20 protein-coding genes and 1 riboswitch are annotated in these 19,883 nt (G+C 74.5%); of the genes, 8 read left to right on the forward strand and 12 right to left on the reverse strand.

The window, feature by feature from the left end:
* Positions 1–33: 33 nt before the first annotated feature.
* Together ACIQE0_RS32960 and cobG are read right to left on the reverse strand one after the other, a co-directional pair.
* Positions 34–666 carry a precorrin-8X methylmutase gene (locus tag ACIQE0_RS32960; RefSeq protein ID WP_366333279.1) on the reverse strand — a complete coding sequence of 211 codons (633 nt, stop codon included), beginning with the start codon at positions 664–666 and terminating at the stop codon, positions 34–36.
* Positions 663–2,183 (reverse strand): precorrin-3B synthase, encoded by a 1,521-nt coding sequence (cobG, locus tag ACIQE0_RS32965; RefSeq protein WP_402338882.1) that lies wholly within the window; start codon positions 2,181–2,183, stop codon positions 663–665. The genes ACIQE0_RS32960 and cobG overlap by 4 nt, the downstream gene beginning before the upstream one ends.
* Before the next feature lie 83 nt (positions 2,184–2,266).
* A riboswitch (cobalamin riboswitch) is annotated at positions 2,267–2,418 on the forward strand.
* A gap of 32 nt (positions 2,419–2,450) precedes the next feature.
* Here cobG and cobN point away from each other — a divergent pair.
* On the forward strand, positions 2,451–6,053 hold the full coding sequence (gene cobN / locus ACIQE0_RS32970; RefSeq protein ID WP_402338992.1) for a cobaltochelatase subunit CobN: 3,603 nt from the start codon (positions 2,451–2,453) through the stop codon (positions 6,051–6,053).
* Positions 6,054–6,105: 52 nt separating this feature from the next.
* Here cobN and ACIQE0_RS32975 read toward each other — a convergent pair whose 3' ends face one another.
* Positions 6,106–6,843: a DUF4097 family beta strand repeat-containing protein gene (locus ACIQE0_RS32975; RefSeq protein ID WP_402338883.1), complete on the reverse strand. Its 738-nt coding sequence runs from the start codon at positions 6,841–6,843 to the stop codon at positions 6,106–6,108.
* Between the two features lie 254 nt (positions 6,844–7,097).
* On the opposite strand from ACIQE0_RS32975, the gene ACIQE0_RS32980 reads away from it, so the two are divergent.
* On the forward strand, positions 7,098–7,382 hold the full coding sequence (locus ACIQE0_RS32980; protein ID WP_366333273.1) for a DUF1876 domain-containing protein: 285 nt from the start codon (positions 7,098–7,100) through the stop codon (positions 7,380–7,382).
* A gap of 58 nt (positions 7,383–7,440) precedes the next feature.
* Here ACIQE0_RS32980 and ACIQE0_RS32985 read toward each other — a convergent pair whose 3' ends face one another.
* From ACIQE0_RS32985 to ACIQE0_RS33000, 4 genes are all read right to left on the reverse strand, one after another.
* Entirely contained in the window at positions 7,441–8,775 is a 1,335-nt protein-coding gene (locus ACIQE0_RS32985) for an LCP family protein (RefSeq protein ID WP_366333468.1), read from the reverse strand.
* Positions 8,776–9,042: 267 nt separating this feature from the next.
* Positions 9,043–9,237, reverse strand: coding sequence for a hypothetical protein (locus ACIQE0_RS32990; RefSeq protein WP_402338885.1), 195 nt, complete (start codon positions 9,235–9,237; stop codon positions 9,043–9,045).
* A 200-nt stretch (positions 9,238–9,437) separates the two neighbouring features.
* On the reverse strand, positions 9,438–10,403 hold the full coding sequence (locus tag ACIQE0_RS32995; protein WP_402338887.1) for a M56 family metallopeptidase: 966 nt from the start codon (positions 10,401–10,403) through the stop codon (positions 9,438–9,440).
* Between the two features lie 4 nt (positions 10,404–10,407).
* A complete protein-coding gene (locus ACIQE0_RS33000; RefSeq protein ID WP_402338889.1) occupies positions 10,408–10,881 on the reverse strand; it encodes a BlaI/MecI/CopY family transcriptional regulator in 474 nt (157 codons plus the stop codon).
* A 216-nt stretch (positions 10,882–11,097) separates the two neighbouring features.
* On the opposite strand from ACIQE0_RS33000, the gene ACIQE0_RS33005 reads away from it, so the two are divergent.
* The 4 genes from ACIQE0_RS33005 (at position 11,098) to ACIQE0_RS33020 (ending at position 13,523) form a co-directional block, all read left to right on the forward strand.
* On the forward strand, positions 11,098–11,673 hold the full coding sequence (locus tag ACIQE0_RS33005; protein ID WP_366333265.1) for a TerD family protein: 576 nt from the start codon (positions 11,098–11,100) through the stop codon (positions 11,671–11,673).
* Positions 11,674–11,978: 305 nt separating this feature from the next.
* Positions 11,979–12,221, forward strand: coding sequence for a hypothetical protein (locus ACIQE0_RS33010; RefSeq protein WP_366333263.1), 243 nt, complete (start codon positions 11,979–11,981; stop codon positions 12,219–12,221).
* A gap of 73 nt (positions 12,222–12,294) precedes the next feature.
* Positions 12,295–12,732, forward strand: coding sequence for a DUF5994 family protein (locus tag ACIQE0_RS33015; RefSeq protein WP_366333261.1), 438 nt, complete (start codon positions 12,295–12,297; stop codon positions 12,730–12,732).
* 299 nt (positions 12,733–13,031) lie between these two features.
* Positions 13,032–13,523: a DUF6344 domain-containing protein gene (locus tag ACIQE0_RS33020; protein ID WP_366333260.1), complete on the forward strand. Its 492-nt coding sequence runs from the start codon at positions 13,032–13,034 to the stop codon at positions 13,521–13,523.
* Between the two features lie 84 nt (positions 13,524–13,607).
* Here the strand turns inward: ACIQE0_RS33020 and ACIQE0_RS33025 are convergent, their stop codons facing one another.
* From ACIQE0_RS33025 to fabI, 4 genes are read right to left on the reverse strand one after another with little or no spacing between them, the layout of a single operon-like run.
* Positions 13,608–13,829, reverse strand: a complete 222-nt coding sequence (locus ACIQE0_RS33025; protein ID WP_402338892.1) for a hypothetical protein — start codon at positions 13,827–13,829, stop codon at positions 13,608–13,610.
* A 27-nt stretch (positions 13,830–13,856) separates the two neighbouring features.
* The gene (locus ACIQE0_RS33030; protein WP_366333258.1) at positions 13,857–15,353 is read right to left on the reverse strand and encodes a class I adenylate-forming enzyme family protein; all 1,497 of its coding nucleotides are present in this window, start codon (positions 15,351–15,353) and stop codon (positions 13,857–13,859) included.
* Positions 15,350–15,856, reverse strand: coding sequence for a MaoC family dehydratase (locus ACIQE0_RS33035; protein WP_402338894.1), 507 nt, complete (start codon positions 15,854–15,856; stop codon positions 15,350–15,352). Before ACIQE0_RS33035 ends, ACIQE0_RS33030 begins: the two co-directional genes overlap by 4 nt.
* Positions 15,857–15,862: 6 nt before the next feature.
* Complete coding sequence (gene fabI / locus ACIQE0_RS33040) at positions 15,863–16,633, reverse strand: enoyl-ACP reductase FabI (RefSeq protein WP_402338896.1); 771 nt, start codon at positions 16,631–16,633, stop codon at positions 15,863–15,865.
* A 266-nt stretch (positions 16,634–16,899) separates the two neighbouring features.
* On the opposite strand from fabI, the gene ACIQE0_RS33045 reads away from it, so the two are divergent.
* Complete coding sequence (locus ACIQE0_RS33045; RefSeq protein WP_402338898.1) at positions 16,900–17,145, forward strand: acyl carrier protein; 246 nt, start codon at positions 16,900–16,902, stop codon at positions 17,143–17,145.
* A gap of 510 nt (positions 17,146–17,655) precedes the next feature.
* On the forward strand, positions 17,656–18,222 hold the full coding sequence (locus ACIQE0_RS33050) for a 4'-phosphopantetheinyl transferase superfamily protein (protein WP_402338900.1): 567 nt from the start codon (positions 17,656–17,658) through the stop codon (positions 18,220–18,222).
* Positions 18,223–18,309: 87 nt separating this feature from the next.
* Here ACIQE0_RS33050 and ACIQE0_RS33055 read toward each other — a convergent pair whose 3' ends face one another.
* Positions 18,310–19,587, reverse strand: a complete 1,278-nt coding sequence (locus ACIQE0_RS33055; protein WP_402338902.1) for a helix-turn-helix domain-containing protein — start codon at positions 19,585–19,587, stop codon at positions 18,310–18,312.
* Positions 19,588–19,883: the final 296 nt, after the last annotated feature.

Here is a 19,883-nt window from a genome sequence, read left to right on the forward strand (position 1 = left end):
GGGTACCGCTGCTGGCCTGCTGCTCGCTCACGCTCACTCTTCCTCGCTCGCCAGGGCGTTGAGCGCCGCCGCGGCCATGGCGCTGCCGCCGCGCCGCCCGCGCACCACGATGTGCTCCAGCTGCGACGGATGGTCGATCAGTGCGTCCTTGGACTCGGCCGCGCCGATGAAGCCGACCGGGATGCCGAGGACGGCGGCGGGGCGCGGTGCCCCTTCCTCGATCATTTCGAGGAACCGGAAGAGGGCGGTGGGGGCGTTGCCGAAGGCGACCACGGCGCCCTCCATCCGGTCCCGCCACAGTTCGAGGGCGGCGGCGCTGCGCGTGGTGCCCATCGCGGCGGCCAGCTCCGGAACGGACGGATCGCCGAGGGTGCACAGCACCTCGTTGTCCGCGGGCAGCCGCCTGCGGGTCACGCCGCTGGCCACCATGGTGGCGTCGCACAGGATCGGCGCACCGGCGCGCAGCGCGGCCCGGGCACGGGCCACGACGCCCGGCGTGAAGGCCAGATCGCGGACCAGATCGACCATGCCGCAGGCGTGGATCATCCGGACCGCCACCCGGCTGGCGTCGGCGGGCAGTCCGGACAGGTCCGCCTCGGCGCGGATGGTGGCGAAGGACTGGCGGTAGATGGCCGCCCCGTCCTTTTCGTAGTCGAACGCGGTCACTGGGGCCTCGGGGTCGTGGAGTGCGGGGTGGAAGAGGGGTGGGGCGTACCGGAGGGGGACGCGGTTTCCCGTGGCACCGGGGCCGGTTCGGCCGTGGTGCGGGACACCGGATCCCGCGGTGGTGTTTCACGTGAAACGGTGCCCGGCCGCGAGGTTTCACGTGAAACCGGCGGCGGGGCAAGGGTGTTGGGGCGTACCGCGGTGGTGCGGTACCCGTCGGACGTGGCCAGGACATCGACCCAGGCACCGTGCGGATGACCGCAACGCCGAGCGCAGCCCGACCAGTGCACGGGCAGTCCACCGGGCAGGCCGGGGCCGTCCGCCGGGACGGTCAGGCCCTCGGCGAGGGCGGCCGCGGCATCGCTCCGCACGTCCGTCAGGGACTTGGCGCAGCCGGGAAGACCGGTGCAGGCGGTGACCCCGCGCCACGGGGAGGCCGGGTCGGTGACCAGCCCGGCGGCGGCGAGGTCGGACAGCCGTCGGGCCGCCGCGGCGGCCGGCAGGCCGGGGAGGACGATGCCGCGCCAGGGCGTGAGGCGCAGCGCGCCGGAGCCGTCCGCGGCGGCGACCTCGGCCAGCAGCCGCCACTGGGCCACCGTCAGCCGGCCGAGCGGCGCCAGGACCACGAGGGCGCGGCGGCCGTCCGGACCCTCGACCGGGCCGGGCGCGGTGGGGTCCGGGTACGGCGCCGCCGGCCGCGGGCCGGGCGCCCCGGCGTACTCCGCGGAGATCCCCGCGGACCGCAGCGCACCGTGGACGTCCTGGGCGGTCAGCGGCCGTGCGGCGGGGAGTTCGCGGACCCGCCAGGCGCCGCTGCCGCTCGCCGTGGCGGCGGCCAGGAAGGTCTCGGCGGCGGTCAGCGCCGCCCGCGGGACGTCGTCCGCCGCGATCCGCAGCGCCGTCCGGTCGTCGCCGACCCGGAGCAGCGCCCCCTGCCCGGACGCCGCTCCCGGCGCGGACGCGGTGGCCGCCGCGGCCGGCCGGACCGATTCTGCGAGCAAGGTCACATCGCCGCCGAGGCCCGCCACATCGCCCCGCCCGTCGTCGAGGACGAAGAGGAAACGGCCCGAGAGCGCCGTCGCCGGCTCGCTCGCGCACAGCAGCGCGTCCAGGCTCCGGGCCCACAACCGCACGTCGGAGGGGGTGTGCCGGTCCAGCCCGGCCAGCGGCGAGGCCAGGATGTTGCGGATCCGCTCATGGCGTACGGACGGCAGCAGCCCGGCGTCGGCGAGGAGGTCGGCGAGGGGGCCGCCGCAGTCGTCGGGCAGACCGCGGAGTTCGACGTTGCCGCGGGAGGTGAGCGAGAGGTGGCCGTCGCCCAGACGCTCCGCGGCGTCCGCCAGCGCGTCGGCCTGATGAGACGTCAAGTCCCCTGCGGGCAGCCGTATTCGGGCGAGGCTGCCGTCGGCGGCGGAGTGCAGCCGCAGCGCTCCCGGGCAGGCGTCACCGCGATCCCGCACCGGCGGTCCGGCCCGGTCGGGGCGTGAAGAGGGGGAGGGCGGCATGGCGGCGAGCATACCTACGCCACCGGACCCGGAACCGGGGCGAGGGGGCGTGCGGGACGGGTTCCCGACGCCCGCTCCCGCAGCGTGCCCGCAGCCCTTACTATGCAGGTCGGCGGGTCGGCTGACCCGCCGGACGCCAGCGACGGCGCCAGGGAGGAAGCCCGGTGAGAATCCGGCGCGGTCCCGCCACTGTGAACCCGGCCACGGCCGGGTGAGCCAGGAACTCCCGCCGTCCATACGACCACCCGGGGCGTGGACACCCCGAGGAAGGGCTGCGCCGTGATCCTGCTGTTGTCGACCTCGGACACCGACCTGCTCAGCGCTCGCGCGGCCGCGGGCCCCGTGCCGTACCGGCTCGCCAACCCCGCCCGCCTCGACGTCGCCGAACTCCCCGGTCTCCTGGAGGGCGCCGACCTCGTCGTCGTCCGCCTGCTCGGCGGCCTGCGGGCCTGGCAGGACGGCCTGGACGTGCTGCTGGCCGCGGACCAGCCCCGCCCGGTCGTGGTGCTCACCGGCGAACAGGCCCCCGACGCCCAGCTCATGGAGGCCTCCACGGTCCCCGTCGGGATCGCGGCCGAGGCGCACGCCTACCTCGCGCACGGCGGCCCGGCCAACCTCTCCCAGCTGGCCTGCTTCCTCAGCGACACCGTCCTGCTCACCGGCCACGGCTTCGAGCCGCCCGCGACCGCCCCGTCCTGGGGCCCGCTGGAGCGGCCGGCGTCAAAGGCGACCGGTCCGACGGTGGCCGTGCTCTACTACCGCGCCCACCACATGAGCGGCAACACCGCCTTCGTGCACGACCTGTGCGACCAGATCGAGCGCGCCGGCGGCCGTCCGCTGCCGCTCTACGTCGCCTCGCTGCGCGCCCCCGAGCCGGAGCTGGTCGAGGAACTGCGCGCGGTCGACGCCGTCGTCACCACCGTCCTGGCCGCCGGCGGCACCAAGCCGGCCGAGGCTTCCGCGGGCGGCGACGACGAGTCCTGGGACGCCGGCGCGCTGGCCGCCCTGGACGTGCCGATCCTCCAGGCCCTGTGCCTGACCGGGTCGCGGGCCTCCTGGGAGGCGAACGACGAGGGGCTCTCCCCGCTGGACGCCGCCTCGCAGATCGCGGTGCCCGAGTTCGACGGGCGGCTGATCACCGTGCCGTTCTCCTTCAAGGAGGTCGACGAGGACGGCCTCCCGGTGTACGTCGCGGACGCCGAACGGGCCGCGCGGGTCGCCGGGATCGCGGTCCGGCACGCCCGGCTGCGGCACATCCCGGCCGCCGAGAAGCGGCTGGCGCTGGTGCTGTCGGCCTACCCCACCAAGCACTCCCGGATCGGCAACGCGGTCGGCCTGGACACCCCGGCGAGCGCCGTCGAACTGCTGCGCCGCCTGAAGGCCGAGGGCTACGACTTCGGCAGCGAGCCGGTGCCGGGCCTCGCGTCCGGCGACGGCGACGAGCTGATCTACGCCCTCATCGAGGCCGGCGGCCATGACCAGGAGTGGCTGACCGAGGAGCAGTTGGCCCGCAACCCGGTCCGCATCCCGGCCGCCGACTACCGCCGCTGGTACGCCACGCTGCCGCAGGAGCTGCGGGAGTCCGTGGAGGAGCACTGGGGCCCGCCGCCCGGCGAGATGTTCGTCGACCGCAGCACGAACCCCGAGGGCGACATCGTGCTGGCCGCCCTGCGCCGCGGCAACCTGCTGATCCTCATCCAGCCGCCGCGCGGCTTCGGCGAGAACCCGATCGCGATCTACCACGACCCCGATCTGCCGCCCTCCCACCACTACTTGGCGGCCTATCGCTGGATCGCCGCGCCCGCCGCCGACGGCGGTTTCGGCGCCGACGCCATGGTCCACCTCGGCAAGCACGGCAATCTGGAGTGGCTGCCCGGCAAGAACGCCGGCCTGTCCGCCGCCTGCGGCCCGGACGCGGCCCTGGGGGACCTGCCGCTGATCTACCCGTTCCTGGTCAACGACCCGGGCGAGGGCACCCAGGCCAAGCGCCGGGTGCACGCCACCCTCGTCGACCACCTCGTCCCGCCGATGGCCCGCGCCGACTCCTACGGCGACATCGCCCGCCTTGAGCAGCTGCTCGACGAGTACGCCGCGATCTCCTCGATGGACCCGGCCAAGCTGCCCGCCATCCGCGCGCAGATCTGGACCCTGATCCAGGCCGCCAAGCTCGACCACGACCTGGGCCTGGAGGAGCGTCCCGACGACGACGGCTTCGACGACTTCCTGCTGCACGTCGACGGCTGGCTCTGCGAGGTCAAGGACGCGCAGATCCGCGACGGCCTGCATGTGCTGGGCGCCGCCCCGGCCGGTGAGGCCCGGGTCAACCTCGTCCTGGCCATCCTGCGCGCCCGGCAGATCTGGGGCGGCACCTCCGCGCTGCCCGGTCTGCGGGAGGCGCTCGGCCTGGACGAGTCGGCCGCCACCCGCACCGCCGCCGACGAGGCCGAGGCCGTCGCCCGCGGCCTCGTCCAGGCCATGGAGGACGCCGACTGGGACCCGGCCGCGGTCTCCCGGGTCGCCGAGGGGCACCCGGAAGCGGTCGCCGCGATCCTCGACTTCGCCGCCCGGCAGGTCGTCCCGCGACTGGCCGCCACCACCGCCGAAATCGACCACGCGGTCCACGCGTTGAACGGCGGCTTCGTCCCGGCCGGCCCGTCCGGCTCGCCGCTGCGCGGTCTGGTCAACGTCCTGCCGACCGGCCGCAACTTCTACTCCGTCGACCCCAAGGCCGTCCCCTCGCGGCTCGCCTGGGAGACCGGGCAGGCGCTCGCCGACTCGCTGCTGAGCCGCTACCGCGAGGACAACGGCGACTGGCCGCAGTCGGTGGGCCTGTCCCTGTGGGGCACCAGCGCGATGCGCACCTCCGGCGACGATGTCGCAGAAGCGCTGGCGCTGCTCGGGGTCCGCCCCGTGTGGGACGACGCCTCGCGCCGGGTCAACGGCCTGGAGGCCATCGGGCTCGACGAGCTGGGCCGCCCGCGCATCGACGTCACCCTCCGCATCAGCGGCTTCTTCCGCGACGCGTTCCCGCACGTCATCGGCCTGCTCGACGATGCGGTGCGGCTCGTCGCCGGCCTCGACGAGCCCGCCGAGGGCAACTTCGTCCGGGCCCACGCCCAGGCGGACCTCGCGGCGCACGGCGACGAGCGCCGCGCCACCACCCGCATCTTCGGCTCCCGCCCCGGCACCTACGGTGCGGGCCTGCTCCAGCTCATCGACTCCCGCGACTGGCGCACCGACGCCGACCTCGCCGAGGTCTACACCGTCTGGGGCGGCTACGCCTACGGGCGCGGGCTGGAGGGCCGCCCGGCCCGGGAGGAGATGGAGACCGCCTACAAGCGCATCGCGGTGGCCGCCAAGAACACCGACACCCGCGAGCACGACATCGCCGACTCCGACGACTACTTCCAGTACCACGGCGGCATGGTCGCCACCGTCAAGGCGCTCAAGGGCAAGGCCCCCGAGGCGTACATCGGCGACTCGACCCGCCCCGAGACGGTCCGCACCCGGACGCTGGTGGAGGAGACCTCCCGCGTCTTCCGCGCCCGGGTCGTCAACCCCCGCTGGATCGAGGCGATGCGCCGCCACGGTTACAAGGGCGCCTTCGAACTCGCCGCCACCGTGGACTACTTGTTCGGCTACGACGCCACCACCGGCGTGGTCGCCGACTGGATGTACGACAAGCTCGCCCAGACCTATGTGCTCGACCCGGAGAACCGCGCGTTCCTCCAGGAGGCCAACCCCTGGGCGCTGCACGGGATCGCCGAGCGGCTGCTGGAGGCGGAGTCCCGCGGTATGTGGGAGAAGCCGGACGCGGAGACGCTGGCGGCGCTGCGGGACGCCTTCCTGGAGACCGAGGGCGAGCTGGAGGGCGACGACTGACGGCGCGGCGAGGGAGGTGTTCCACGGGAATCACCGCCCTCGTCCGGCGGGCTCAGCCGCCCGCCGTCCGCGCGGTGATCTCCCCGCTGCTGGTGGACAGATCGAGGCGGTACCGCCCCGCCGGGTCGTCGTGGACGCCGATCCGCTTGGCGCCGCTGCTGGTCTCGGCGGACACCCGGTAGCCGGTGTCCGGCACGGTGACCGTGAGCGCGCCGTTCGACGTCTGCGCCCGGACGTTCTGCGGGGTGGTCGTGGTGAGCTCGATCCCGCCGTTGGTGGTGCGGGCGGTGACGCCCCGGCCCGCCAGGCCCGTGCCGGTGATCGCGCCGTTGCTGGTCCGCACGTCCACCGCGCCCGACACCCCGTCCAGCTCGATCCCCCCGTTGCTGGTGGTGACCTGCACCGAGGCGACCTTGGACAGGCTCAGCGCGCCGTTGGAGGTCCCGCCGGTCACCGGGACGATGCCGGGCAGGTCGACGGTGTACTCCACCGAGCAGCCGTTGCCGCAGCCGCCGAGCACCAGGGTGCCGCCCTCGACCTTGTGCGTGGGCCCCTCGGGCCGGTCGCCGTGGTAGGTGACCCTGCGGTGCACACCGGTCGTGCCGCCGCCCTTGCCGCCGTGCACCGTCACGCCGCCGTCGGCGGTGTCCACCCGTACCGACGTGATCTTCTGCGACACCGTGGCGTCGTCGGAGAAGGTCTCGCCGACCACCAGCCCGCACGCGCCGAGGGCCAGTACCCCGGCCCCGGCCAGTGCCGCGGCACCGGTGAAGCGGACGCTCCTGCGCATGAAATCCCCCCGGAATCCGTTCCGTTCATGGCTTCGGGCGGTGCCCGTCGCCCTGCTCCGAGCCCGCACCGGCGGCCTGCCGGCCGCCCCCTTTCGGGCCCTGCGCCAGCGACTCTAGGGATTCCGCCGCCCGCCCGGCCATGGGGCTATCCCCCGGATCGGGGTGGGGGAGAGCCTCCGCGTGCGGCCCCCGGGCGCCGGTGCGACGCTGAAGTGGTCGGGACTGTTCCCCTGCGGTAGGGAGGAGGCTTCCGGTGACCGGCACGGGCGAGCGTACGAAGTCGTGGAACGCCGAGATCAGCATCGTCGAGACCGGCAGCGAGGTCCGGGCCGAGGCCCGGCTGCGCGGCAAGGAGGGCGGCCAGATCATCGGCGAGGGAACCGCCAGATGCAATCCGGCGGACGAGAACGTCCCCGCGATCGGGGACGAGTTGTCGGTGGCGCGGGCGCTGTCGGACCTCAGCCATCAGTTGCTGAGCCGCGCCGCGCACGACATCGAGGTGCACACCGCCCGCCCCGTCGAGCGGCTGCACGCCTGACGGGGACGCGCACCGGGTGCCCGGGCGGACGGCGAGGGGTCCGCCCGGGCGGGGTGCGTCAGCTCTCGATGTCGGAGAGGTCCGGTCCGACCGTCAGCGTCACCGCTCCCGGCGCCGCCTGCGCCGACTCCGTCGCCTTGACGCCCGGCAGCCGGGCGGCGAGCACGTCGGCCTGGTCCTTGAGGCCGGGCGGGTAGGTGATGGCGGTCTTGTCGGTGGTCGCGCCGTTGTCGGTGAAGACGACGGTGAAGCCGAGCTGGCGCAGCTTCTGGGCGCCCACCCCGGCGAGGCCGGTCTTGGCGGTGCCGTTGAGCACCCGCACCCGGACCGAGCGGGCGGTGATCGGGTTCTTGGCGGCCTCCGCGAACTTCTTCTTGCCCTCGGCACCGACCTCCCGGTCGTGGGCGAGGTCGCCGAACAGCTCGCCGGCCTGCGGGTACTGCCAGACCACATTGGCCTTGTCGGTGGGGACGTCCGCCTCACGCGGGTAGGTCGGGATGGTGAGGAAGGTGAGGCGGTCGGAGGGGATGTCCTTGACCGTCGAGGCGAGGCCGGTGAGCGCGTTGATGCTGTCCAGGTCCGTGTCGGTGGTCAGGGACTTGGTCGCCGAGTCGAGGAAGTCGTAGAGCGAGCCGGGGCTGGTCAGCTGCTCCTGCGCCTTCTTGCCCAGCGCCTTCATGAACTCCTGCTGGCGGCCGATCCGGCCGAGGTCGGAGCCGTCGCCGACGCTGTAGCGGGTGCGGACGTAGCCGAGCGCCTTCTCGTCCTTGATGGTCTGGCAGCCGGCCTCCAGGTCGAGGTGGGCCTTCTTGTCGTGGATGGCCTGCTTGGGGCAGATCTCTATGCCGCCCAGCGCGTTGACCATGCCCTTGAAGCCCTGGAAGTCGACCGAGACGAAGTGGTCTATGCGCAGGCCGGTGTTCTTCTCGACGGTCTTGATGCTGCAGGCCGCGGCCTTGGCGACGTCGCCGCTGAGCCCGCCGAGGGTGTACGCCTCGTTGATCTTGAAGTGGTGCGGTGCGGACTTCTCGCCGTTGCCCTTGTCGCACTCCGGGATCCGCACCCAGGAGTCGCGCGGGAACGACACCGCGGTGGCCCACTCGTGGTTGGCCGCGATGTGCAGCACCATGAGCGTGTCCGACTGCATGGTGGTCAGGCCCTTGCCGTACTTGTCACCACTGCCGGCGCGGCTGTCGGAGCCGACGACCAGGATGTTCTTGGAGCCGGGGCTGAGGTTGACCGGCCGGTCCCCGCCGAGCGCGCTGCCCACGTCCGCGCCGTGGATGTTGCCGTTCAGGTGCTGGTACACCCAGACACCGGCGCCGGCCGTACCGAGCAGCACGACGCCGAGCACCCCGCCCGTCCAGGCCACGATCCGGCCGCGCCGGGTCATCTTGGTCTTCTCGGCCTTGCGGGAACTGCCGGCCCGTCGCCCGGAGTCCGACCGCCGTCGCCCGGCGCGGCCGTCTTCCGACGCCGCGGCCCGACCGCTTCCGTTGCCCCGCCGGGCCGCCTGCTTGTGCGTCTGCCTGTCATGCACGCCGATGGTCCTTCTGGAACTGGTCTTGCTGGGTGGAGGGGTATGCGGAAGCGGGGGAGGGCACGCCACCGGCGGCCGGGGCCGGCAGCGGGCCGCGGGGCGGCGGCCCGCACCGGTGGTTCAGATGCCCTCGGTGGGCAACAGCCGGACGGATTCGGGGTCGTAGCGGAGCCACTGGGGACTGCTGCCGCCGGGCACGGTGCGCAGCAGGCACCATGTCTCGCCCGCGTCGTCCGTCCACCATGCGCTGATCCGGCCCAACTCCCAGGCATCTCCGGGGTATTGGACCTCGACCGGCTGATAGACCCATCGCACCTCCGCCTCTGGAGGCGGGCTGTCCCAGGTCAGGGGTCCGCACCTCGTCGCCATCTCCCCCTCCGGCAGCGCCCGTTGCGCATGTCTGGCGCAACCCTACCGGCAACTTTTACAGCGCTGTAGAAGTCGACTGGTGTGCTACGGATCACATAGGGGTGTCCGTGGCGTGGCGCCCTGGAGAGTCCGGCATCAGTGTGCACTCACCACGGCGTTGCCGCCTTCAGAACGAGGAACAGAGCTACCGCGGCGTTCAGCGCGGAGAGCGCGGAGGCCGCGGTGCCCGCCGCCGCGACCAGTGCGGCCAGTCCCGCCGGGGTCAGCGCCGGCGGCCAGGTGCGCGCCGACGGCACCGGCCCGAGCAGCGCCGCCACCCGCCTTGGCACCGGCCCCGGTTCGGGCGCCGCGAACTGCGCGAGCTGCGGATGCGGCGCGGGCCGCGAGAGCAGCGCCGCCTTCCCCACCGCCCGGGCGGTCAGCCGGCGGTCGCCGACCGCCCGCGCCGCCTCCTCGTCCGCCCAGCGCTCGGCGCTGAAGGCGACCGCGGAACGCAGCGGCAGCAGCAGCGGGTTGGCGCATCCGGCCAGCCGGACGACGAGCAGATAACGGTGGTGACGGCAGCTCAGATGCGCCCGCTCGTGGGCGAAGAGGGCCTGCCGCTCGTCGTCGTCCAGGCTGTGCAGCATGCCCTGGGAGACCGCGATCCGGCCGGGCCGGGCCGGCCGCCCCGGCAGCGCGGGCGTACCGGGCACGGCATAGGCGTAGGGGGCGTCGTCCGGCAGCACCGCGGGGTCGGTGCCGGCCGGCAGGACGTCCAGCGCGCGGTGCGCCCGCTCCCGGATGCGGTGGTCCCGGCGCAGCGTGCCGCCGCACACGGTGAGCGCACCGGTCAGCGCGAAGATCGCCGCGACGCCGGCCACCTCGGCGTACGGCACGGCGGCCCGCACCTCCGGGTCCGACCAGCCGTCCGGCAGCGGGTTGCCGGGGAGTTGGGCGGTGCCGACGACCACCAGCAGGGCCAGGCAGAGCGTGCTGCACAGGCCGAGGACGGCGGCCAGCAGGGTCAGCAGCCGGGTGGTGACCCGGGGGTGGAGGTGCTGCTCCGCGAGCCGGGCGATCGGCAGGGCGGTGAGCGGCAGGACCAGCGGCAGGAAGACGAAGACGCCCACCTCCTCACCCCCCGCGTGCTTCGTCCGAGGCGTCCGCACGGCCCGTGCCGGGGCCGCGGTCGGGGGCTCCGCCGTCGTCCTCGGCGCGGGCCAACAGGCTGCGCAGCACGTCCTCGTCGTGCGCCGAGAGCGCGGAGACGAAGCTGGTCAGCACGGCGTCCCGGTCCGGTTCGCCGTCCAGGACGCGGCGCATCCGCAGCGCGGCGAGCCCGGCCTCGTCGGCCGCGGGGGTCCAGGCGTAGGCCCGGCCACGCCGCTCGCGGGTGACCGCGCCCTTGGTGTGCAGCCGGGACAGGATCGTCATCACGGTGGTGTAGGCGAGGTCGCCGCCGAGCCGCTGCTGGACCCAGGCGGCGGTGGCCGGCCCCGGCGCGTGGTGCAGTGCGGTCAGCACCTGGGCCTCCAACTCGCCCTGACCGCGTCGGGCGCGCTCCCGCCCGTTGCCGCCGAGAGCCTCGCCGAAGGGGGTGGTGCCCATGTCGTCGCCTCCCGTCGTGCCGGCGTCCCGCGGGCTGGGACGCCGGGGCATTTTACGGCGGCGGCCACCGCGCCGGCCGGGCCTTTTCCCGTTCGCACCCGCGGGCGCCGCCCTCCGCCGTTTACTTCTACACTGCTGTAGTTTTTCCGGCAGGTCCTAGTTCACCGCCGGGAGCCCGCCACGGCACAACGGCACCGGCCACATCTGGAGGGAAGCATGGGAGTCTCGCTGGCCAAGGGCGGCAACGTCTCGCTGTCGAAGGAGGCGCCCGGCCTGACCGCGGTCTCGGTCGGCCTGGGCTGGGACGTGCGCACGACCACCGGCGCCGACTACGACCTCGACGCCAGCGCACTGCTGTGCACCGACACCGGCAAGGTCGCCTCCGACCTCCATTTCGTCTTCTACAACAACCTCACCAGCCCCGACGGCTCGGTGCAGCACACCGGCGACAACCTGACCGGCGAGGGCGAGGGCGACGACGAGACCGTCGACGTCGCGCTGACCAGCGTGCCGGCCGAGATCACCAGGATCGTCTTCCCGGTCTCCCTCCACGACGCGGCCGGCCGCGGCCAGAACTTCGGCCAGGTGCGCAACGCCTACATCCGCGTCGTCAACCAGGCGGGCGGCGCCGAGCTCGCCCGCTACGACCTGACCGAGGACGCCTCGACCGAGACCGCGATGGTCTTCGGCGAGCTCTACCGGCACAACGCCGAGTGGAAGTTCCGCGCCGTGGGCCAGGGATACGCCTCCGGCCTGGCGGGCATCGCCGCGGACTACGGCGTCAACGTCTGACGCACGGGCTCCTCGGGGCGGCGGGGGCGGGGCACACCGGGCCCCGCCCCGCCGCCCCCAAGGGCCGGCCCGTGGACCCGCCGCGAGCACGCGGAGGGCGGGCCCCGGGCACGCTCCCGGCATCCGTCCGGTCACGCGGACGGGAGGGCGGCAGCCGTGCAGAAGGCGTGCGGACGCCACCCCGTCGGTAGCGGCCGGCTTCGGAGCGAAACGTCCCCCGCGCTCGGAGTACGGTGGAAAAACCACCGGAAAGCGAAGAGTTTCCGAGAGCGCCCGCGGTGTCGGTTCACGGGGCACCCGGGAGTATGCGGGTGAGCGCCATGCAGACCATCCTGTCCCTGATCGTGCTCGTGGCCCTGGTGGCGGTGGGAGTGCTGTTCCTGGCCCGGGTCAACGCCCAGACGGCCGGACGCCCCACACCGCACCACTACGCGCACATGAAGGAGTCGCTCCACGAGCGGCTGCACAAGCACGCGCACGGCGACCGTCAGGAGACGCACCCGACGGGCCCGCCGCCGCCTCCCCGGGAGCCGGACGAGCACCGGTGACCCCGGCCGCCGGCTCCGCCCCGCAGGCGACCGCGGACGCAGCGGTCGTCGCGCGTCGCGTCAGGAGCGCCGTATGACCACCGCCCCCGAGGACCGCTCCCCGCACCCCCGCTCCTCGCGGCATCACGCCCCGCCGCCGGTCGCCCGGCTGGCCATCGCGCCGCACAGCGAGGTGACCCGGCGGATCGACGGGGTGTGGTGGCCGCACTCCACCGACCTGCTCGCCGAACTCCCCGATCTCCTGACCGCGTTGCCCTTCGACTGGCCGCGGATCACCCACGCCACGGTGAACGGCGCCGGCTGGCCCGCGCTGCCCTGCCAGATCCTCGTCGCCGGCCACGTCGTCCGCCTGCGCCACACCACCAACCGCCCGGGCCCGGACACCCTCTGCCTGGTCTCCGCCGGCCACGGCCGCTGGGACCTGCTGATCCTCCCGCCCACCACCCCTGAGTCCGCCGCGGTCCAGGTCATGGCCGAGATGGCGCGGACGGGGATTCCCGCCCCGGCCTGACGCGACGTCACGCGCCTCGCGCGGCCCCTCCTGCTGAGTACGGACATACCCCGGGATCCCGGTGCGCGCATCCGCCGGGCCCGTCCCACCCGGCCCGCAACGGGCCGCCCACCGCCTTCCGCACCCCTGCGGCCTGCGGTTTTGCGGGTGCGGCTACTGCGGACGGGTGGTGTTCGTCAGAAGAACGCCGATCCAGGGGCGTCGGTCCGCGAATCCTCCCATTGCGTACTCATCATAAGAAAACGCAACAGAAGGAACGCGTGGATCCCTCCGGGGATCCCGACCGAAAGCGAGGGACCATGGCTGCGACCAAGGTCATGAAGTTCTGGGCGGCATGCCTGGCGGTGCTCGGCAGGCTGCTGGCGTCACTGGGGGTCTCCGCCGCCGCGTCCGCGGCCCGTCGGGAGGCCGCGGTCGCCGAGCGGACCGCAGGCGGCGCGACCCCGGCCACGGCCCGCCCCGAGGCGGCGCACGGCCCTGAACCGGACCACGATCCAGGACCGTTGACGCCCGCCACGGACACCGCCGGGCCGTTCGTGCCCGCCGCGCGCACCGCGCCCCGGTACGGCCAGGACGGGTCGGTCCACCGCAGGTTCCCGCTGCCGGCGCTGCCGCCGACCATCAAGCAGCGCATCCGTGCCGAGGCGCACGGCGCCTCCCCCACCTCGCGCGCCCGCCGCACCACCGGCGCCCAGCCGCTGTCCACCGCGCCGTGCACCGGCGCCGCCCCGGCCTCCCCGGTCATCCCGGCGGCCCGCCGCCGTGCGCACACCACCGCCGGTACCGCCTGACATGCCTGCGTGCATGCGCGTCGGCACGAGGGCGCGGAGCGGTCGGGTGCGCCGCGAGGAGTGCGGAGCACGGCGGTTCCGGCCTCACCGGGCGGCAGTGGTGGCGAAGGGAGCCGTACGACGCGGCAGCGCAGGCGCCGTCCGCGGCACGACGCACAGCGGCCCGCGCAGCAGCCACAGCGCCACCCGCAGCAGGACCCGCAGCAGGACCCACAGACTTTGATGTGACGTTGCGTTCGACGTCGGCGGGCAGGAGGCCGTCGGGGACGAGGCCGGATACGCGAGGCCGCCCAGCGGTGGTTTCACGTGAAACGGCGTGCGGCAGACGGGCGTTCAGCCTCCGGAACCGGGGAGCGGACCAGGCGCCAGGCCCAACTGGGAGCGGAGGGCGCGGGTGTCGGTCTTTCCGTTCGGGGTGAGCGGGAAGTCGTCGAGGACATGGACCGCGTTGGGTTGCTCGAACTCCGCGAGGTGCGGGGCGAGCCGCCGGCGCCAGGTGAGCGGAGCCTCGCCGCCGGGGTCCGCGACGACGAAGTGCAGCGCGCTGCCCCGGCGTTGGTCGGGAACGGCCAGCACCTTGACCGGCCGGCCGCAGGCTTCCGCGCGGCGCTCCAGGCTCTCGGGATAGAGCGTGAAGCCCAGCCGGTGGACCGCCTGGTGGCGGCCCACGACCCGGACGATGCCGTCGCTGTCGACGCTGCCGAGATCGGCCGTCGGATACCAGGCGTCCCGGTCGACCGGTGCGAGCGCGCCGTCCTCCAGGAGGTAACCCGCCATCAGTCCGGGGGAACGCACCTCGATGGCGCCGAGTTCGCCGGGGTCGGCGACCGTGCCGTCGGGACGTGTCACCCGCAGCCGCAGACCGGGCAGCGGACGCCCGCAGCCGTGCGGCACCTCGGGCGTCGCCAGCGCGACATTGCCGAGTTCGGTCAGGCCGTAGCCGTCCAGGAGCGGACGGCCCAGTGCCGCGTGGAAGGACTCGGCCAGCGGGGCGGGCAGCGGGGCGCCGCCCACGCCCCAGATGCGGACGCGCCCGAGGGCGGCGCGCGCCTCGGGGCGGCGGCGCAGCACGCCCAGCAGCGAGTGGTAGGTGGACGGCGCGGCGTCGACGACGGTGGCGCCGTGCGCCGCGGCCTGCCCGACGGCCGCGTCCAGCCGCTGGTAGGGGGTGACCAGCAGGGTGCACCGGGACAGCCACCACAGCAGGATCACCGAGAGCCCGTACTGGTGCGAGAAGGGCAGCAGCGGGGCCATGACGTCGTCCGGGCGGAAGCCCATCGCCTCGATGGTGCGCAGCGAGTTGTCCAGTACGGCGGCGCCGGGCTTCACCACGCCCTTGGGGCGCCCGGTGGTGCCCGAGGACCACAGGACGAGCGCGTCGCCGCGGTGGAACCAGGCGCTCAGGTCGACGGCGTCGTCGCCGGGGGGCGGCGGGGCGTCGGCGGCCTGCAAGGGGTAGGTCAGGACGCGGTGGGCCGGGAGGCCGGGGAGGGCCGCCGCGGGGTCGGCGGTGACCTGCCAGCCGGCGCGTGACTGGTCGGCGGCCGCGGCGGCGTCCGGTAGCGGGAGCCGGTGGTCCAGCGGCACCAGGGAGGTGTCCAGGTGCATCAGGGCCAGCAGCGTGACGACGTAGTCGACGCTGTTGTCGCCCTGGACCAGGACCCGGTCGCCGGGCCGGACGCCGAGGGCCCGCAACGCGCGCGCGGCGGTGTGGACTTGGTGGTCGAGGGCCGGGCCGGCGAGGCGGGCGGTGCCGTCCGCGGGGGACGCGGTGCCGTCGACCAGGTGGGGCACGGCGACCGGTGGGGCGGGCGCGATGGTGTCGGTCATGGTTGCTCCGATCCCGTGGGGTCGAGGGGGCGCCGGGCCGGCCCCGGTGCGGCGGGGCCCAGCAGCGACGCGGTGGTGGTGGCCACCCAGGTGCCGTCGGGGGCGTGGAAGGCGGACTCCACCGTGAGCAGCGGGCGGCCGGCGAGGGTGCCGGTGCCGGCGATCCGGACGGTGGCCCGCAGGGTCTCCCCGGCGTGGACGGGGCGGGCCAGGCGCACCGACTGCTCCCGGTGCACCGCGCCTTCGGTCGTGAACCCCGGTTGCCGGGCGAGGAGTCGGTCCTCCGCCCCGGCGGCCAGGACGGCGAGGTAGGTGGGCGGGGCGAGGACGTCGGGGTGGCCGAGTGCGCGGGCGGCGGCCGGGTCGGTGTGGGCGGGGTGCGGGGTGCCGCCGAGCGCCGCGGCGTAGGCGGCGATCCGGTCCCGGTCGACGGTGTACGTGCGGGTCACGGTGGGTGCGGGGGCCGCGGTGGGCGCCGCCGGGGCCACCGGCTCCTCGGCCATCGGGTCTCAGGCGCCGATCATGTGGTGGCCGCCGTCCGCGTGCACGATCTCGCCGGTGGTGGCGGGCAGCCAGTCCGAGAGCAGCGCCAGGCAGGTGCGGGCGACCGGCTCGGCGTCCTTGGGGTCCCAGCCGAGCGGGGCGCGGTCGGCCCAGTCCTGCTCGAACGACGGGCCGTCGCCGCCGATGCCGCCCGCGGCCAGGGTGCGCAGCGGTCCCGCGGCGACCAGGTTGGCCCGGATGCCGTGGCCGCCGAGTTCGCGCGCCAGATAGCGCGAGCACGCCTCAAGTCCCGCCTTGGCGACGCCCATCCAGTCGTAGCCGGGCCAGGCGCGGGAGGCGTCGAAGTCCAGGCCGACGACGGCGGAACCGGGGCGCAGCAGCGGGCGGCAGGCGCGGGCCAGCGCCACCAGGGAGTAGGTGGAGGTGTGCAGGGCGCCGGCGACGTCGGGCCAGGGGGCGGTCAGGAAACCGCCGTCCAGGCAGCCGGCGGGCGCGTGCGCGACGGAGTGCAGGACGCCGTCGAGGCCGTCGAGGTGGGTGCCGACCCGGTCGGCGAGGCTCGCCAGCTGCTCCTCGTCGGTCACGTCCAGCTCCACGACGGGAGGTTCGGACGGCAGCCGACGGGCGAGCCGGGCCACCAGGGTGGGCCGGCCGTACGCGGTCAGTACGATCCGGGCGCCCTCCTGCTGGGCGAGCCGGGCCACGGCGTACGCGATCGAGCGCTCCGTGATCACCCCGGTGATCAGCAGTCGCTTACCGTCGAGCAGCCCACTCATCGCTCCTCCGTCTGACTCGTCCTGACTCGATTCCGGACGCGCAGTCAGCGAGCGCCGCCGAAATCGGGGCGCGCATCAGGTGCCATGACTGCATTCTGAGAGGCCGTCAGTGAACTCGTTGACATCGCATCCGACCTCCAGTTGACTACAGTAGTCAAGTTTAGTCAATCAGTTGACTTGGTGTTATGACCGCGCCTGGCCGTCCGTTGTGCGGAGCGGCCGCCCGCCCCGCCTCTGGCGGAGCCGCAGTGGAGAAAGGGACCGCCATGACGAGAGAAGAGATCGTCGGCAAGCTCGCCGAGATCCTGCACGAGGTGGCCGGTGTGGTGCCGGCCGACGTGACCGAGGAGAAGTCCCTGGTCGAGGAGCTCGATGTGGACTCCCTGGCGATGGCGGAGGTCATCGTCATCGCCGAGGAGCGCTTCGGGATCGAGCTGCCGGAGGAGGAGATGACCGATCTGCACACCGTCGCGGACCTGGCGCTCTGCGTCGAGAAGCGGCTGGGCTCCTGATCCGGGCCGCCGGGCGGCGCGCACCCGGCCCGGCCGCGCCGCCCGGTCGGAGCGCGCCACCGCGGCGGAGGCGGGGAAGGCCCGGACGGTCGGGGCCCGCGGCCGCCGGCCGAAGCGGCGCCGCTCGATAGTCGCGCAATGGCGAAAATTAGTAATGCCGGTCAGTAAACCAGAGTTGATCTCTAGTCGTCGCTTGTTGACTCGGGCATAGAGCGGGGTTACCTTGAAGATCTCCGGAGGGTAATCAATAGAAGACTCGATGCACTGCTTTCCCGGCGCGACCGGTCCGGTGAAAGGAGTCGTGGTGCGAGGGGACCTATGCGGGGGGACGAGCCTTTCCATGGCGCGCAGACGCTCAACCATGCCGATGGAGCCAGTAATTCCGCATGTCGGGAGGGGGGCCGGCGAGCGGCGCACTCCGCCGAATTAGCCGACGGCCGGGTGCATATCCTTTCGCCAGAAATCAGGGATATCCATCGCCCGGCCGCTTTACCGGATTTCCTGGGCGCGGTGCTGCGCTGCCCGGCCGACGGCATTTCCCTGGCCCGTGACGACTTCGGGCGCCCGGTGTCCGCCCGGCCGCCGGCCTCCGCCGGCTGGCCGCCCGACGCCCGACTCTTCCTGGCCGTCGGCGACGATGCGGACCGCCCCCTCCTGGCCCTGGCCCGCGACCTCCCGGTGGCCCTCAGCGTCCACACCGTCCCCCGCGGCCCGCTCGGTGAACTGCTGCTCCCCTTCACGCCGTTGGAGCGCGCGAGCCTGCGGCAGGTCCCGGCGGCGGACCGGGCCCGGCAGCTGACCCGGCTCTGGGCCCGCAAGGAGGCCGTGCTGCGGCTGGCCGGACGGGGCGGACTGGCCGTCGCCGACGAGATCGACGCGCTCAGCGGGGCGCCGGACGGCGACGGCACGGTGCTGCTCCCGCCCTCCCTCGCGGCCGCCGGCGGCGCCTGCGGCCCCGTCGTGTATGTCCGGGACCTGCCGGCCGGTCCGGACCGGGTGGCCTGCGTGGCGACGTCCGCCCCGGCCCGTGGCGTACGGCTCTGGGACGCCGACTCCCCGGCCGAGGCGGCCCGTTGAGGCACGCCCGCCGCGTCGCGGTCCCCTGCCCGCCGCCCGGCACCCGGCCCGCCCGCAGGGCGGACGACGGGAGGACGGCGACCGGCCCTACGGCATGAGCACCGCGTGCGGGTCCGGCCCCTCGGCGGCCCGGGCGCCGGCGCTCAGCTCGCGCCAGGTCTCCAGGGCCAGCCGGAAGGCGCCGGCCCGTTCGTACCCCGCGGCGGCGGCCTTGAAGGACTCCTCGGCCTCGGCGGGACGGTGGCCGGCGCGGTGCGCGCGGGCCACGTGGAGCAGGGCGCGGGCGCGGTCCAGCGGGGACAGCTCGGCGGCCTCGGGGTCGATCGCGGCGGCATGGGCGGCGGCGGCCTCGGGGTCGTCGTGGCGCAGCGCGCCGGCCGTCTCCACCAGGGCCAGCCAGCTCCGCACCGACGGGGTGTCCACCAGCGCCGCGGCCTGTCGGGAGCGCTCCAGGAGGGCGTCCGCCTCGGCCGACGGGCCGGCGGCGAGCGCCAGCAGCGTCCGGGCGCGGACCAGCCGGAGCCGCAGCCGCATGCCGTCCGTCGACGCGATCAGCGCGTCGGCCTCGGCCAGCAGCTCCAGGGCGCCGGCGGCGTCGCCCCGCAGGTACTGCGCACCGGCCGCCGCCCACAGGGCGCCGGCCCGCAACTCGCCCGCGGGCAGCGGCGCGACCTCCGCGCGCAGCTGCGCCCCGAGCTCGTCGGCGCGGCTCCACTCGCCGCTGTCGACGGACGCGCACAGCAGCGCCATCCGGGCCTGGGCCCGCTCCGGGCGGCCGGCTTCCAGCTCGGCGGTGACCCGCACCGCGTCCTCGGCGGACCGGACGGCCTCGGAGAGCCGGCCGGCGGCCCGCAGGAGGTGGGTGAGCTCGATGGCGACCCGGGCGTGCAGCACGGGGGCGGAGCGGGTCACCGGGTCGTCGAGCAGCTCGCGCAGCGCGGCCTCGTGGCGGGCGGGGTCGTCGAGCCGGCCGAGGACGGTGGCCAGCTCCCAGCGGGCCTCCCAGCGGACCTCGTCGTGGTCGGTCCCGTCGGCCTGCGCGACCACGGCCTCCAGCTGGCGCCGGGCCGCGGGCCAGTCGCCGGCCAGCTGACTGGCCCGGGCGGCCACCAACTGGCCGACCAGGCCGAGGCGTTGGGTGAGCCCGTCGGCCGGCTGGTCGGTGGTGCTGAGCGCCTCGACGGTGGTGCCCAGCCGCTCGGCGATGGAGCGGGCGATCTTGGCGCCGGGGATCCGGCGGCCGTTCTCGACCAGCGAGACGTAGCTGGGGGAGAGGTCGTCCCCGGCGAGGTCCCCTTGGGACAGGCCCTGAGCGCGCCGGATCTCCCGCACTCGCTTCCCGAAGGCAGGCTGCTCAATGGTCAAGGGAATCGCTCGCAGTTGGGTCGGGGGAACGGACGGTGACGGTGCGCGGGCGGCCGGTGGGAGGGTCGGACGCCGCGGTGACGCCGAGTCTACTCACCGGCCCCTCGCGCGCGGCGGCCTGTGGACAACCGGACGTGGCCCGGCGGTGGTCCCGTACCGTCGCACCCTAGTCATCTTTTGTCACATCGAGAGTCCGGCAGTCGACCCGCTTCTGGCGTGAATGGCTGTGGTGGGCGGGCACTTGTCCGGCAGGCCGGGTCGTCTCGCTGTCACGACTGCCTCTTTCGGATAATGAC

This window comes from Streptomyces sp. NPDC093097 (genome assembly GCF_044754325.1).
GTDB lineage: Bacteria > Actinomycetota > Actinomycetes > Streptomycetales > Streptomycetaceae > Streptomyces.